Consider the following 16,745-nt stretch of genomic DNA (forward strand, 5'->3'; position numbering starts at 1 on the left):
TTCTCGCTCCGTGGCGTTACTTCAGTTCAGGCAGACGGGCTTCGTTTTTCACTTCGCTGCGGGCGATCGCGTCGGCGGGCAACACGACCCGCTGTTTGCTCAGCAGCTCACCCATGTTCGCCAGTACACGGTACATCGAAAACTCTTCGGTGTAGCGCACTTCGGTGTAGCGGCGGTTGGCGTTGTAGAGTTCGTTTTCGCTGTCGAGCACGTCGAGCAGGGTCCGCTGGCCGAGGCCGAACTGGTCCTGATACGCCGCCCGCACACGGGTGGTGGTTTCGGCGTATTCGCGCGCGGTCGGGGTCTGTTTGCGCGCATTGAGCATGGCGTTCCACGCCAGGTGGATGTTCTCGTTGAGCTGGCGCAGGGCGTTGTTGCGGATGTCCATGGCCTGGTTGATCTTGTGCGCATCGGAGGCCAGTCGTGCCTTGTCGCTGCCGCCGCGGAACAGGTTGTAGTTCATCACGATGCCGACGCGCCACTCGTTGTCGTGGCCCTCTTCACCGGCGATGTTGTTGTTCGCCCCCACGGCGGCTTCAGCGTCGAAGCGTGGGTAGAACGGCGACTTGGCGACTTCGTACTGGCTCTCGGCCGATTGCACGTCGGCCTGGGCGGATTTCAGGTACGGGTTGTTCTCGACCATGCTCTGCTGGGCATCCTGGATCGTGGCAGGCAACTCACCCTTGATCGATGGCAGGGTTTCCAGCTCATCGGGCATGCGCCCGGTGACCGCATAGAAGTTCGCCTCGGCATCCGCCAGATCGACTTCGGCGGTATCGAGGTTGTTTTCCGCGAGTGCCCGGCGAGCCACGGACTGATCGGCGTCGGCGTTACTGCCGATGCCGCGCTGGGTGCGCAGGCCGATCTGGTCGTTGACCCGCAAGTGCGCCTGCAGGTTGTTCTTGGCCAGCGTCACCAGTTCGCGGCGCTTGAGCACTTCGAGGTAGACCTCGATGGTGCGCAGGGCCAGGTCCTGGGCGGTGCCCTGAGCGTAATAGGCCCGGGAGTTGACCACGCCTTTGGTGCGCTCGACTTCGTTGGAGGTGTTGAACCCGTCGAACAGCATCTGCCGCAGGCGCAGTTCCGATTGGGTGTAGTTCAGGGTCTCGGTGTTGTGATTGCCCAAGGCCCGGGTGTTGGTGTTGTCGCTGTACCCGCGCCCGTACGAGGCATTCAGATCCACGGATGGATAAAACCCGCCTTTGGCGACTTTCACGTCTTCATCCGCAGACAGGCGGCTGTCCACGCGCGAGGCCAGTTCCGGGTGGGTTGCGATGGTGCTTTGGATCGCCTCGGTCAACGACATGGCTTGAACCTGAGACGTGCAGGCCATGGCCAATAAAATCGCACTGCAAAGGGGGGTCAATTGGCGCATGGGTACATCTCCCTGAAATCCTAATGGTGCTTTATCAGTCGCCAAATATTTGACGGCATTTATAGGTGAAACCGTTTCATACTTGTAACATCAGAGCTAAGAACATTCTTCAAAGAAGCTTAGAAGTATTTCTCATAAGTGTTATTCCAAAAAAAACTTATGCGCTCTGCGAAATCCAGCACATTGTTCACTCCGAAAGCCTTTGATTTAGGAGCTTTAGGGAGCTTCTCGAGGGTACAGGAAAGTTCAGTCCACTTATCGAAATTGGGCGAAGGAGTGCTGGAGGGGAGGGACGCGCAACGGTTTTGAGTGACGGTTTTTTGTCACTTGCTGCTTCAAAACCGTTACGCATCGCCCGCAGGTAAGGTTGTTTCGCAACGGGAACCCAATGTGATTGATTGCATTGGGTTTTGTGCCGAATCGGACGCTTTGCCCGCGAGCGACATGCTTGGCGAGATTGTCGCCAGGGCAGCGGCTTGGTCAGGCAAGCCGCTGCCCGGTAGACGATCCGCCGGTTACCCGCTCACGCCATGAGCACGTTCTTCGCAATCAACAGGATGCCGACAGCAGTTGGCAGCGGAGGAAATGCACATGGCAACGCTCATCGGTATCGTCAGTAAGGTCATTGGTCAGGTGTTCGCCGAAGCGAGCAATGGCACCCGGCGGGCGCTGGTCGAAGGGGATCGGCTGTTCGCCGGCGATCAACTGGTGACCGGAGCCGAAGGCGCGGTGGCGGTGAAACTGGAAAATGGCCAGGAACTGACCCTCGGGCGTGGCAGCAGCCTGCAGATGACCAGCCAGTTGCTGGCGGATCATGCCTCCCATGTGAATACACCCGAAGCGACCACGCCGACCCAGGCGCAGTTGACCGATGTCGAACGCGTACAAAAAGCCATCGCGGCGGGCGATGACCCGACGCAAACCGCGGAGGCCACGGCGGCAGGTCCGGGAGCACCGGGCGGCACCGGTGGTGCTCTGGGTGGCGGTCACAGTTTTGTGATGCTGGAAGAAACGGCCGGTCGGGTCGATCCGAACATCGGTTTCCCCACCGCAGGCTTCAACGGTATTCCCGAACTCCCGGAGGAACGTCTGGCCGGTGACCCGGACAATGGCGCTAATGTCCCGGTTGTCACGGGCACACCGATTGTCCCTGATACCCCGGATAATCCCGTCACCCTGAACGGTCTCGAAGTCGAGGGCGGTGAACTGACCGTCTACGAGAAAAACCTCCCCGCCGGTAGCGACCCTGATACCCCGGCCCTGACCCAGAACGGCTCTTTCACCGTCACTGCACCGGATGGCCTGCAAACCCTGACTGTGGGCGGGATCGCCGTCGTGACTGGCGGCGTGGCGGCGAACTTCCCACAATCGATCGCGACCGACACGGGCGCCACCTTCACCATCACCGGTTACAACCCGGCGACCGGCGTGGTGACCTACAGCTACACCCTGAGTTTCAGCGACACCCACCCGAATGGCGGTGATACCAACAGCATCTCCGAACATTTCGACGTGGTGGCCAAGGACGTCGACGGCAGCACCGCGACCGGGCAAATCAACGTCAACATCGTCGATGACGTGCCGACCGCGAACCACGACAATGCCTCGGTCGCCGAGGGCGGCATCATCAGCGGTAACGTGCTGTTGAACGACGTGAAGGGCGCCGATGGTCTCGCGTCGGGTGGCGGTGTAGTCGGCGTGCGCGCCGGCTCCGAAATCTCGACCCCGGTGCATGATGGCGTCGGTACCCAGATCAACGGCCAGTACGGTTACCTGATCCTGGACGCCCAGGGTAACGCCGAGTATCACAGCAACCCGAACTCGGTAGGCGACGGCGGTGCGACCGACGTGTTCACCTACACCATTCGTGATGCCGACGGTGACGAAAGCACCACGACGATCACCATCGACGTGATCAACAGTTGCATCACCGCGGCCAGCGATCACGAAATCACCGTCTACGAAAAAGCCCTCGACCTGAGCAAGGACGGCCAGGACCTGGCACCGGGCACCGTCGTTGGCAGCGATCCGCACAGCACGGGCGAAACGGCGTCCGGCACCCTGGTCGGTTCGGTCACCGGCGCCGTGGGCACGATCACCTATGCGTTGGTCGGCAATGGCGAAGGGGCGCATGGGCAACTTCTGCTCAATGCCGACGGCACGTATACCTACACCCTGACCTCGCCGGCCGGCACCTCGCCTCAGGCGAATGACGGCCCGAACACGCTGACCGAAACCTTCACGTATACGGCCACCGATCACGTCGGCAACACGGTCAGCAGCACCATCGTGGTCAACATTGTCGATGACGTACCGACCGCGCATAACGACGCTGCCTCCGTCGCCGAAGGCGGCATCATCAGTGGCAATGTGTTGGACAACGACGTGGCCGGTGCCGATGGCCTCGCGGCTGGCGGCGGCGTGGTCGGCGTGCGCGCCGGTGCCGGCTCGACCCCGGTGCATGACGGTCTCAACACCCAGATCAACGGCCAGTACGGCTATTTGACCCTCGATGCCCAGGGCAACGCGGAATACCACAGCAACCCGAATGCCGTAGGTCCCGACGGCGCAACCGATGTGTTCACCTACACCATCCGCGATGCCGACGGTGACGAGAGCACCGCGACGATCTCCATCGACGTGATCAACAGCTGCATCACGGCGGCCAGCGATCACGAAATCACTGTCTACGAAAAAGCGCTGGATCTGAGCAAAGACGGCCAGGATCTCGCTCCGGGCACGGTCACCGGCAGCGACCCGCACAGCACGGGCGAAACCGCTTCCGGCTCTCTGGTGGGTTCGGTCACGGGCGCCGTGGGCACGATCACCTACGCGCTGGTCGGCAATGGCGAAGGGGCCCATGGGCAACTGCTGCTCAATGCCAATGGCACCTACACCTACACCCTGACCTCGCCCGCTGACACCACGCCGCACGCGAATGACGGTCCGAATACCATCACCGAAACCTTCACCTACACCGCCACCGATCACGTCGGCAACACGGTCAGCAGCACCATCGTCGTGAACATCGTCGATGACGTGCCGACCGCCAACCACGACATCGCCTCGCTCGCCGAAGGCGGGATCATCAGCGGTAACGTGCTGGCGAACGACGTGGCCGGTGCCGATGGCCTCGCGGCCGGCGGCGGCGTGGTCGGCGTGCGTGCCGGTGCCGGCTCGACCCCGGTGCACGACGGTCTCAACACCCAGATCAACGGCCAGTACGGTTACCTGACCCTGGATGCCCAAGGCAACGCCGAATACCACAGCAACCCGAACTCGGTAGGGGGTGGCGGTGCGACCGACGTGTTCACCTACACGATTCGCGATGCCGACGGTGACGAGAGCACCGCGACCATTTCCATCGACGTGATCAACAGCTGCATCACGGCGGCCACTGATCACGAGATCACCGTCTACGAAAAAGCCCTCGATCTGAGCAAGGACGGCCAGGACCTGGCACCGGGCACCGTCGTTGGCAGCGATCCGCACAGCACGGGCGAAACCGCGTCCGGCTCCCTGGTCGGTTCGGTCACCGGTGCCGTGGGCACGATCACCTACGCGTTGGTTGGCAATGGCGAAGGCGCGCACGGGCAACTGCTGCTCAATGCCAATGGCACCTACACCTACACCCTGACCTCGCCGGCCGACACCACGCCGCACACGAACGACGGTCCGAACACCCTGACCGAAACCTTCACCTATACCGCCACCGACCATATCGGCAACACGGCCACCAGTACCATCGTGATCAACATCGTCGACGACGTGCCGACCGCCAACCACGACATCGCCTCGCTTGCCGAAGGCGGCATCATCAGCGGCAACGTACTGGCCAACGACGTGGCCGGTGCCGATGGCCTCGCGGCGGGTGGCGGCGTGGTCGGCGTGCGTGCCGGTGCCGGTTCGACCCCGGTGCATGACGGTCTCAACACCCAGATCAACGGCCAGTACGGTTACCTGACTCTCGATGCCCAGGGCAATGCCGAATACCACAGCCACCCGAACTCCGTGGGCCCCGGCGGCGCAACCGACGTATTCACCTATACGATTCGCGATGCCGACGGTGACGAGAGCACCGCAACCATTTCCATCGACGTGATCAACAGCTGCATCACCGCGGCCACTGATCACGAGATCACCGTCTACGAAAAAGCCCTCGACCTGAGCAAGGACGGCCAGGATTTGGCCCCCGGCACTGTCACCGGCAGCGACCCGCACAGCACCGGCGAAACTGCGTCCGGCTCCCTGGTGGGGTCGGTCACCGGTGCCGTCGGTACGATCACCTACGCGTTGGTTGGCAATGGCGAAGGGGCGCATGGGCAACTGCTGCTCAATGCCAATGGCACCTACACCTACACCCTGACGTCGCCGGCCGACACCACGCCGCACACCAACGACGGTCCGAATACCACCACCGAAACCTTCACCTACACCGCCACCGACCACATCGGCAACACGGCCACCAGCACCATCGTGATCAACATCGTCGATGACGTGCCGACCGCCAACCACGACATCGCTTCGCTTGCCGAAGGCGGGATCATCAGCGGCAACGTGCTGGCCAATGACGTAGCTGGTGCCGACGGTCTCGCCGCCGGTGGCGGCGTGGTCGGCGTGCGTGCCGGTGCCGGTTCGACGCCAGCGCATGACGGTCTCAATACCCAGATCAACGGCCAGTACGGTTACCTGACCCTGGATGCCCAGGGCAACGCCGAATACCACAGCAATCCAAACTCCGTGGGTCCCGACGGCGCGACCGACGTGTTCACCTACACCATCCGCGATGCCGACGGCGATGAAAGCACCGCGACGATCTCCATCGACGTACACAACGCCTGCATCACGGCCGCTACCGACAGCGACATCACCGTCTACGAAAAAGCCCTCGACCTGAGCAAGGATGGCCAGGACCTGGCCCCCGGCACCGTGGTCGGCAGCGACCCACACAGCACGGGCGAAACCGCGTCCGGCTCCCTGGTCGGTTCGGTCACCGGTGCCGTGGGCACAGTCACCTACACCCTGGTCGGCAGCGACCACGGAACGTACGGCCAGATCCTGCTGAACCCGAACGGCACCTACACCTACACCCTGACCTCACCGGCCAGCACCACGCCGAACGCGAACAACGGCGCCAACACGCTGAGCGAAAGTTTCACCTACAAGGCTACCGATGCACTGGGCAACTCCAGCATCAGCACGATCAAGGTCAACATCGTCGATGACGTGCCCAAAGCCGTGGCGGCCGAGCGTTCAGTGGCGGCGGCGGAGGTCGACACCAACGTGCTGCTGGTGATCGACGTGTCCGGCAGCATGAAGGACGCGTCCGGTGTGTTCAGCGCTTCCGGCGTCAGTCTGTCGCGCCTGGACCTGGCCAAGCAGGCGATCAGCGCCTTGCTCGACAAGTATGACGACCTGGGTGATGTGAAGGTGCAGATCGTCACCTTCAACGGCGGTGCCTCGGACAAAACCGACGTCTGGACCGATGTGGCCTTCGCCAAGTCGATCATTGCCGGCCTGAAGGCGGACGGCAACACCAACTACGATGCGGCCGTGGCGGTGGCGAAAGACGCGTTCGACACCAGCGGCAAACTCACCGGTGCACAGAACGTCGGTTACTTCTTCTCCGACGGCAAACCCAACGAAGGCGACATCGGCAAGACCGACGAGGCGAACTGGAAAGCCTTCCTCGAAGAGAACCACATCAAGAACTACGCGATCGGCCTGGGTAGCGGCGTCGGCAATGCCAACCTCGACCCGCTCGCTTACGACGGCAGCAACGGCACCGGCCATGGCACCAACACCAACGCGGTGGTGGTGACCGACCTCAACCAACTCAATTCGGTACTGACAGGCACCGTGGTCGGCGCGCCGGTCACTGGTTCGTTGCTGGGTGACGGCGGTACGTTCGGCGCCGATGGCGGTTTCGTCAAATCCATCACTGTCGATGGCACCACCTACACCTACGATCCGAAAGGCGACAACAACAAGGGTTCGCTGAATGCCAGCGGCGGCGCCAACCACGGCACCTTCAACACCGTCGACAACACCCTGAGCATCGCCACCAACGGCAAGGGCTCCCTGGTGGTGAACCTCGACACCGGCGAATACACCTACACCTCGCAAACAGCCACCAAAACGGTGATCACCGAAAACATCGGCTACACGCTCAGCGACAACGACGGCGACCTGGCCAGCTCGACGCTGGTGGTCAAGGTCGTGCCGAACGCGCCACCGGTGGCGGTCGATGATCACGTCATCACCAACATCCTGTCGGGCAACATCACCTTGCCGGGCGACGCACTGCTGGCCAACGACACCGATACAGACGGCGACAAGCTGACGGCCTCGCCGACCACGTTCAACACCGGCTGGGTCGCCAAAGGCGCGGACTTCATCGGCACCAACCAGTACTTCAGCTTTACCGGCAGCAACGCGCAATCGGTGAGCATCGCCCGCAGCGCCTTCGTCGCCAACACCGCGGCCATGACGGCCATGCTGGTGGTCAGCGGCGCGCTGGGTGAAGTCAAAAACAACAGCACCAACGACGAGGACCGCATCACCGTCACCCTTAAACAGGGTGAAACCCTCACCCTCGACCACAACCTGGCGGCCGGTCACGTGACCATGGAGTACTCGGTCAACGGCGGACAATTCATCGACATCGGCGATGGCAAGACCATCACCGCCGCCGCAGATGGCACCTACCAGATCCACATCACCAATATCGACGACGGCGGCAAGAACAACAGCGGCAAGGGCGCGGAAAACTACCAATTGACCCTGACCGTTGACTACTCCGGCGCCCACAACACCACCCCGGACTACCACGGCACCTACACCGCCAACGATCACCACGGCGGCAGCGACAGTGCGGCGGCAACAATCACCTACCAGGAAGGTCACACCCTCACTGGTACCACCGGCGATGACGTGCTGGTGGCGGGCACCGGCAGTAACGTGATCAACGCCGGCGACGGCAACGATGTGCTCACCGCCGGTGCTGGCAACAACGAACTGCACGGTGGTGCCGGCAATGACTTGCTCTACAGCGGCGCCGGCAACGACCTGCTCGACGGCGGCACCGGCACTGACACCGCGAGCTACGCCCATGCCACCGCCGGGGTCAAGGTCGACCTGAGCCTGCTCGGTGCGCAAAACACCCTGGGCGCCGGCACCGACACCCTGACCTCGATCGAAAACCTCATCGGTTCCGACTACGACGACAAGCTCACCGGCGACAGTCATAACAACATCATCACCGGCGGCCTCGGCAACGATGTGCTCAATGGCGGTGGCGGCGATGACTTGCTCATCGGTGGCCTGGGCAACAACACCCTTACCGGTGGCGCGGGTGCCGACACCTTCCAATGGCTCAAGGACAACAGCGGCCACGACGTGGTCACCGACTTCACCCCGGGCATCGACAAACTCGACCTGTCGCAACTGCTGCAAGGCGAGAACGGCACCGCGGCGTCGCTGGATGACTACCTGCACTTCAAAGTCACCGGCAGCGGCGATTCACTGGTCACCAGCATCGACGTCAGCAGCATGGCCGGTGCCGCGCCGAACCAGACCATCGACCTCGCGGGCGTGGACCTGGCCAGCCATTACGGGGTGACACCGGGAGCGGGCGGGATGATTGCCGGTGCGGACACGGCGACGATTATCAACGGCATGTTGAATGATCATTCGTTGAAGGTAGATACCGTGTGATCTGAAGCCTTAAACAATAAAACCCGCCATCCCTGTGTAAGGGATGGCGGGTTTTTTTTGCCTGCGATTTTTTACGCTGCCCGACCAGTGGTAGCAAAACCTGTTATTTCTGACAGTAGTCAGTTCTTCCTGAGTGCCTTTAAATCAAGACTCGTGATGTGTGAAGTAATCGATAAAAACTCATCTACGCAAGATGAATGCTCAATCTCGGTGCTTTTTTGTCTGGCGTTGAATAACCGAGCGTCAGGGCGATAAGGCTAAATATCAAAGGGGTATGAAAAATGTCTGTCAAACAAGGTTTTCCTGTTAATACCAGAAAAAAAAGAGCGGATTACTTAAAGTATCGAAACAGTCTGCGCATTGTAGATATGGATGCTCCCTACCCAGCGGACTCCAATCTTTTTTTAGATCCTTTGGTAGCAGGCGGCCCCAAGTTTCTTCCCGCTAGTCTTTTTAATAAAACACTGCAATTCATGCATCCGGTTTTTGATGGTCAAGATAGCAATAGCCCACCGAATGTTGTTGAATCGATATTGACGGTGGATGGTTCCCCGGACATGACATCCAAATTTGACGGTGTAACGCCTCTTGACCCACTTCCTCCTTTTCCCATGACCCTTCAGCTAACCAGTAAAGATACACAAGGATTGCGTAAAATTAGTTTGGCTTTTAAACTCCAGGACAACCCTGCAGATGTAGGGGTGTTCGAATATGAGGTCGATAAAGTCGCCCCCGTACTTGACAAGTCTGTAGAGCCACCGCCATCCGCCATTGCCGAAGGTTTGGATCCCTCGGACTTTGCTGGTGGTAAGACTGTTAAATTGACGTATGCACCCTGGTCGAATCAGAAACTTGGGGCTGTGATCAAATGCTATATCGGTCGTGATAAGAATACAAAAACGGAAATCGGAAGCATTACGATAACTGCGTCAAATTTAGGTCAGGCGCTCGAGTTTTTTTTGGAAGGTCGCCACGTTGTCAACTTTGATGGAAGGTATATTCTTTTCTGTGATGCCAGGAGTTATCCGGGTGTTCCGTCCTTGCCATCTGCAGAAACAGTATTGTATGTGTTTAAAGACCTTAAGCCTCAGGTGACGGAACGCTTGTACGTTCCCCAGATTCCAGACTCGACAGTTGATGTGATTGGAGTCCAAGAGTTGATTGATAAGCTGGGGGCTGGTCTTGAATCTCAGATACCAAACTTAAATACTTCATCGGATCAAATTGTTTACAACATCGATGGAAAGGATCAGCCCGAAAAGCCTATTCCTGGCATTCCAATTTTGCACAATCTCGATAGTGTTACCCTTGTTGAAAAGGGACATTTCAGAAATGATCTGAAACTAGGGTACAGAATTAAACGTGGCATCTTTTATTATCCGTCTCAACCTATCGTCACCAATTATTTGTTGGATGCTCGAAAACCGTGTGCACCATTTGATCCTCTTAATCCTGATCCCCCGGACACAAGTATGCTTCTCCCGTGGATTAAGGGCCCGGTTTCCACCATACCCAATCAGCTGACGGCAGCCGATAAGCAAAATGGTGGGGTTGTTAAAGGTTATTTACCCTATCACGCTAATTTTAAAGTAGGGGATTCGGCTCAATTTTACATTGGTGGTATTGCAGTGCCACCGCCGGGTGGGATCTTTGAGCCGGACATCACTGATGATCCAAAAGTGCCCGCTGAGTTTACAATGGATTGGACCTTTCTTGGGACTATTCCAGATAATAAAACTACACAACTCCAAGTCGTTGTTAGTCATGACTTGAATTATAATGAAGCGATATCTAGCGTGGATTTTGCGGATGTCAGTACGCAACCAATCATCCTGGCTGCGGCCGGATTCAAACACGCTCATGATAACCCGTTGATAGGTGTGAACTGCAACTCACTGAGAAAGCTGTCCAATGGCGATGTAGTGCTGGTTATTCAAATTCCTCCGGATTCAAGGCTGGCTAACAACGATGTTGTCATTAAGTACGTAGGGTATCCTGCTAATACACCTGGCACTCCTATTCCGGGATCTTCATGGGAAGATGAACCATATGCACCGTCTCCGCAAGAAGCGCTTTCCGGCTATGAAAGGTATATGCCTTATGACTATATGCTAGCTACACACAATGCCTACGGGCAGTTGAGCTATTCGACCACTATCAACAGTGAATTTGTCGAGAAAGATAGCGATATTATTCGGGTAAGTGCATTTAACGGCACGGTGACATGCGATCTGGCTAAACCGATTGACCCTGTATAAATCGATCGCCAGAAGGTAAAAGTTAACTTATTAGCTTGCTGTATATCCGGTGCCAGTCACCGGGTATACAGCGTTGTTGTTTGTAGTTTTTCGCGTCTGTTTTTTCTCGCTCTCACAGAGATTAATCCTACATTTTTTTGTAGGAAGTCTCTGTATCGTCCGCGGCCCTCAACGTTCTCCGCTTCTTGCAGGAGACAAGAAGACGGAAGGACAGCCCATGAGCTTCAACAACCTGATTTCACATAAACCTGCAGCCGCAGCCACGTTCAAAGTGTGGGCACTGTTGCCGGCCTTTTTGTTAATAAGCCCGTCGGCAATGGCGGCCATCATTGTTGGCGCGGGCGAAAACCTAACAATCGATCCGAATGACCCGGTCAGCGACTATTTGGTGGAAGATGGCGGCGTACTCAATGCAGGGGTGGTAACCACCCAAAGCTTGACCATCCGGACCGGATCGACCTTGAACATCGATGGCGCTACCGTCAATGGCAATCCTGGCTTCTACGGAATTCAGGTGTCTGATAGCCAGGCCACTATTCAACGGGCCACCGTGACGGCGGATACTGATGCTTTATGGGTTGCTCGACCACCGTCATCGACGCAGGGCTCGACGGTCGAGGCTACCGATAGCCGATTCCTGGGTGGTGAGACCGGCGCGCTGGTCACGGGGTTGAGTACATTGACGCTGACCAACAGCGAACTGCGAGGCACTAATGCCGGTAGTGTCGGACTGAAGAGTCGTGGCGGTGATGTCCGTGCACTGGCCGGCACGCTGATCAGCGGCGACAGCGCTGGCGTACAAATGATCAATGACGGCAATGGCCTGGGCACCAATACATTGTTGCTGGACAACTCCACCGTAGAGGGACGCAGCGGGCCGGCGATCCTGGTGGAAGGCGGTGTTCAAGGCGCGACCATCCAGGTGCAGAACAACAGTGTCCTGCGGGCGGGTAATGGGATTCTGTTGAAGGTACAAGGCGCCTCCACTGCGGCGATGAATGTCGTCGGCAGTGCCCTGGAAGGCAACGTGCAAGTCCTGGAGAACAGCACCGTCGACCTCTCGTTCAACGGGGCCTCGATGGTCGGTGACATCCTGCGCGAGGATGGCTCTACCGCCAATGTCACCTTGAACAGTGGCTCTTTGTTCACCGGGCGCTTGAACAACAGCAACCTGACGCTCAACCAGTCGAGCCTGACCATGGTCGACAATGACAGCATCGACAACTTGTCGATGAATGGCGGCCTCGTCAATTTCGGTACGCCGGGTGCGCAGCGCGCCAATCGACAACTTGAAGTGGGTGCGCTTGCTGGCGACGGTGTCATTGCCATGCAGGGCAATTTCCAGACTGGTGAAAGCGATTTGCTGAAAGCCGATGCCGCGACCGGCAGCTACGAATTAGCCGTCAATGCTTCGGGCAAGGACGCGTCGTCTCCTCAACAACTGACGCTGGTGCAAATTGGCAATAACAACGCGGATTTCGCACTGTTGGGAGGCCGGGTCGATGTGGGGACATTTGAGTACGATCTAGAAAAAAGAACCAATGCTACCGGTGATACGGAGTATTACCTGAACCCGACCACCCGACTCACTTCCGGTGCGCAATCGGTGGCAGCCTTGTTTCAAACCGCCCTTACTGTGTCATATGGCGAGTTGAAATCGCTGGAAAACCGCATGGGCGAGTTGCAGTCGGACGACAAGCGCCATGGCCTCTGGGTACGGTCGTATGGCAACAAGTGGAAGGTTGCCGACGGTTCATCGGGCGTGGGTTATCAGCAACAGCAGCAGGGTTTCACCATGGGTGGCGACACCCGGCTGGACGACAGTTCCTGGACAGTCGGTATGCTGGCGGGTTACAGCAAGTCCAATCTGGATCTCATTGGCGGCACCTCGGGCACAGTCAGCAGCTACTACTTCGGTCCCTATTTTGGCTTGCTGAATCGGGACAATGGCTACTACGTTGACGGCGCTCTGAAGTTCAACCATTTCCGCAATGAATCCAGCGTCAGGATGAGTGATGGCAAGCGTGCCGAAGGCGATTACAACAACTCGGCCGTGAGTGCGATTGTAGAAGGTGGCCGCAATATCGATCTTGGGGATGGCTGGTTTGCCAAACCTTCTGCCCAGGTATCCGCGGCAGTGATTCAGGGCAAGAGCTATCGGCTGGACAACGGCATGGAAGCTGAAGGTGACGACGTGCATTCGTTGCGGACGAAGCTGGGCGTCATGGCCGGTCGAAGCATCAACCTGGGGGATGCTCAGGTTCGTCCATACGGGCGAGTGGCGATGGTCCATGAATTTGCATCGAACGATAACAACGTGCGGGTAAACGGAAACTCGATCAATAACAACCTTGCGGGCACCGGTTTTGAAGCCGGTGCCGGGGTAACGGTTTCGTTGTCCGAGAAGCTGCATCTTGATATCGGTGTCGACTATGCCAAGGGTAAAAATATCGAACAGCCTGTGGCTGCGACCTTTGGTTTGAACTATCAGTTTTGAATGTGAGGGACGAAAAAAAACCGCTATTAGCGGTTTTTTTCGTTCTGCTTACTGCAGGTTTTTCTAACCTCAGGTGGGGGCCCGCGCCACGACACTCCAGGAATTGGATTCGGCCTTTTCATCTAATGTCAGGGCACTAACTTTATAGGTGCTCCCGACTATCAGGTCGCTTTGGAAATAGACCCATTTACCCTCAGCGTTGGTGCCCTCTGGAACGGGTTGGATAACATCGTTGACCTTGATTTTGACCGCACTATCCGGCGTATGGAGGCCTCTGGCAATAAACCAGTTCTTGTTTATATCTCCTCCGTTATTAATTGGGCGCCCATCGGCATCATAAATACGGGTGTCTGTTGGTGCGGTGGTGGCCGTTTCCACTTTAATCGTATGCGGCCCTGCGGTACCGCCACCGAAGTAGTTCCCAATGACGGTAATGATATTGTCGCCGTCGTCCAGCGGGCCTATCGGGAACTTGAAGACACCGGTTACTGGGTCCACAGTCGGTTTACCCGACAATACACCGTTGACGAATACTTCAGCTTCCTTCCCTGGTTCACACGTTCCTTCTACAAACCCGTTTTTGTCAGGTGTCGTGGCACCGTCAGCGATAGGAGTTCCGTTGCTATCGGTGACCTGTTTGAGGGTTACCGGCTCAACACCTTGCGCCACCACGGTAAAATTGAAAGGAGTCGATACCTTGCCATTGTTCGTCTTCACCGTGATGTTGTAGGAACCTTCTTCCACTTCCAGTCTAAAAACACACTTCCCGCAGGCGGTGGCTGGTTCCATTTTAAGTAAAACATCTTCATTAAACGCTTCCGCAGGCTGGTTCGGGAGTGCATCGCAGTGCAGGGTAACTTCCGTAGCAACGATGGTTTCTTTATCCTCAACCGGTACCCCTTCGTTGAAAACTGTGCGAATGATCGGCGTTAGGGTAGCCGCGGTAAAACGTTTGGGCAGTGACTCCGTAGTGGGTAGCCAATGGCCTTTGGCGCGCACGTTGTGGCAATCGAAGTTCTTCAAATTGAGCAACTGGCTTTCAAATGCGCCTACATCGTCGGTGTCTGCTTCGCCCAGTTTTTCATGTAGGTTCATGATCGAAACTTTGTTTCTCGGTACAGCATTGATGCCGGAAACTCTGATAACCGTTTTGTAGGTAGTTTTGTTTACGATGGAAACGCCATCATCATCGACGATTTTGCTGACTTCTAACAAGAGGCTGTCTTCAACCATTTCGTTCGGCGCATTCGATGAAGTGTTCGAGGGGAAATCGGTCATGGTCAGTACTCCGGTTGATCAAGGGGACGGAGTAATTTAAGGCCTCGAACTTACGAGTTGGCTACTGTCAGAAATAACAGGTTTGAGTATGTTTCCGATGAAAGGGGTAGTGCTGACGGATGTTGAAATCAGACCTATGTGCTAATAAAAACATCGGGAAGCTCAGGGTTCTCGCAAGGTCTTCTGCCGAAGAATGTACACCGTCACCAGCACCGCACTGGTCAGCATAAAACCGCGTGCCCACGGCAAGGGCACCAGGTAGCAGGAAAACAGTATGCTCACCCACATCAAGCCAATGGCGTAGACCTTGGCCTTGAGCGGAATGCCGTTGCCGTCGAGATAGTCGCGAATCCACGGACCCAAGCGTGGATGCTCCACCAGCCAGTTGTAAAAACGCGGAGAGCTGCGGGCGAAGCAGGCGGCCGCCAACAGCAGGAAAGGCGTGGTGGGCAACACCGGCAGGAAAATCCCGATCACCCCCAACGCTACGCTCAGCCAGCCGATGGCCAGCAGCACGTAGCGCAACATCAGGGAGCGGTGGCCTATGGGGTTGTCCATAGGCTGAACCTTAGTGGTGACGTGGCTTGAGGATCGCCGGTTTTTCGTCTGGCGCGTTGCACAGCAGGTACAGCGCGGTCAGGGCTTCCGGGATCTGTACGATCATGTCGTCCATCAGGTTGGCGTCGGCGGCGATGTCGGAGAACTCGGGCTGCTCGTCGAACAGGCCGGAACCGACCATGATCGGCAGCAGCATTTCGCTGACTTCGTCTTCGGCGGTTTCGAACCAGGCCGCTTCGCGCAGGAACACGCCTTCCATGAAACCGATGCACCAGCCGCGCAGGTCGGAATCGTCCGGGTCGTCGCCCAGGTCCAGTTCGCACGGCAGCTCGAACTCTTCGTCGGACGCCAGTTGGCGTGCGATGTGCGCCTTGAGGGCGAGCAGGGTGGATTCGATTGCTTCACGCTCGGTGTCGTCGGCGTAATGCGGCTCTTCGGCGAATAGGGCGTCGATCCATTCACGGTCGGGAACCTGTTCGGAACAGATCGACAGCGCGGTGAGGTAGCCGTGGGCGGCCACGTAGTCCAGCGCCTCGTCATGCAGTTCATCGGCGTCGAGGAAGACTTGCAGGCGGGTTAGTTGCTCAGCGAAGGACATTAAAGGGCTACCTTGGGAATTAAACGGATGCGGGAATTCTAGGCCTTCTTGAGCACGCAGGCCAGCCGCGCGGGATATTTGCACGCGGAGCACCGCAATCCTTGTAGGAGTGAGCCTGCTCGCGATGGCTGCGTGTCAGGCTACGGATTTTTTCAGGGTGTACATATCCATTCCTGCGGTAGTGGCCGCTATTGGTTTCACCCTTACGGCGAGTTACTTGGAAGAGCCCCAAGTAACCAAGGGCTCTTGCCCCTTTCGTTCGGTGGCTCGCTCCGGTCCTGCTTCGTGGGCCCGCCGCCATCGGCCATCCATGGCCGGGGGCGGCTACCGCGGCATCCTTGCCGCGGTGCCCACTGCGCAGAACCTCCACTCGGCCTAATGAGTGGTGAAAGTCAAAAGCCATACGCCAATCCCCTGTAGGAGCGAGCCTGCTCGCGAAAAACGCCCAGACACCGCGTTTATCCA

At 57.7% G+C, this 16,745-nt stretch carries 7 protein-coding genes; 3 read left to right on the forward strand and 4 right to left on the reverse strand.

What is annotated here, in order from left to right; all coding sequences use genetic code 11:
* Positions 1-16: 16 nt before the first annotated feature.
* Positions 17-1,375: a TolC family outer membrane protein gene (locus ACF6ZU_RS20120; protein ID WP_392886331.1), complete on the reverse strand. Its 1,359-nt coding sequence runs from the start codon at positions 1,373-1,375 to the stop codon at positions 17-19.
* A 591-nt stretch (positions 1,376-1,966) separates the two neighbouring features.
* Between ACF6ZU_RS20120 and ACF6ZU_RS20125 the strand changes: the two genes are divergently transcribed.
* The 3 genes from ACF6ZU_RS20125 (at position 1,967) to ACF6ZU_RS20135 (ending at position 13,846) form a co-directional block, all read left to right on the forward strand.
* Entirely contained in the window at positions 1,967-9,091 is a 7,125-nt protein-coding gene (locus ACF6ZU_RS20125; RefSeq protein WP_392886332.1) for a retention module-containing protein, read from the forward strand.
* A gap of 281 nt (positions 9,092-9,372) precedes the next feature.
* A complete protein-coding gene (locus ACF6ZU_RS20130) occupies positions 9,373-11,349 on the forward strand; it encodes a hypothetical protein (protein ID WP_392886333.1) in 1,977 nt (658 codons plus the stop codon).
* 217 nt (positions 11,350-11,566) lie between these two features.
* Entirely contained in the window at positions 11,567-13,846 is a 2,280-nt protein-coding gene (locus tag ACF6ZU_RS20135) for an autotransporter outer membrane beta-barrel domain-containing protein (RefSeq protein WP_392886335.1), read from the forward strand.
* Between the two features lie 69 nt (positions 13,847-13,915).
* Here ACF6ZU_RS20135 and ACF6ZU_RS20140 read toward each other — a convergent pair whose 3' ends face one another.
* From ACF6ZU_RS20140 to ACF6ZU_RS20150, 3 genes are all read right to left on the reverse strand, one after another.
* Positions 13,916-15,124, reverse strand: coding sequence for a hypothetical protein (locus ACF6ZU_RS20140; RefSeq protein ID WP_392886336.1), 1,209 nt, complete (start codon positions 15,122-15,124; stop codon positions 13,916-13,918).
* A 162-nt stretch (positions 15,125-15,286) separates the two neighbouring features.
* Entirely contained in the window at positions 15,287-15,682 is a 396-nt protein-coding gene (locus ACF6ZU_RS20145; RefSeq protein ID WP_392886337.1) for a YbaN family protein, read from the reverse strand.
* Between the two features lie 10 nt (positions 15,683-15,692).
* Positions 15,693-16,280, reverse strand: a complete 588-nt coding sequence (locus tag ACF6ZU_RS20150; protein WP_368557619.1) for a UPF0149 family protein — start codon at positions 16,278-16,280, stop codon at positions 15,693-15,695.
* Positions 16,281-16,745: the final 465 nt, after the last annotated feature.

Origin of the sequence: Pseudomonas migulae, from assembly GCF_043225285.1 — a bacterium.
GTDB classification, from domain to species: domain Bacteria; phylum Pseudomonadota; class Gammaproteobacteria; order Pseudomonadales; family Pseudomonadaceae; genus Aquipseudomonas; species Aquipseudomonas migulae_C.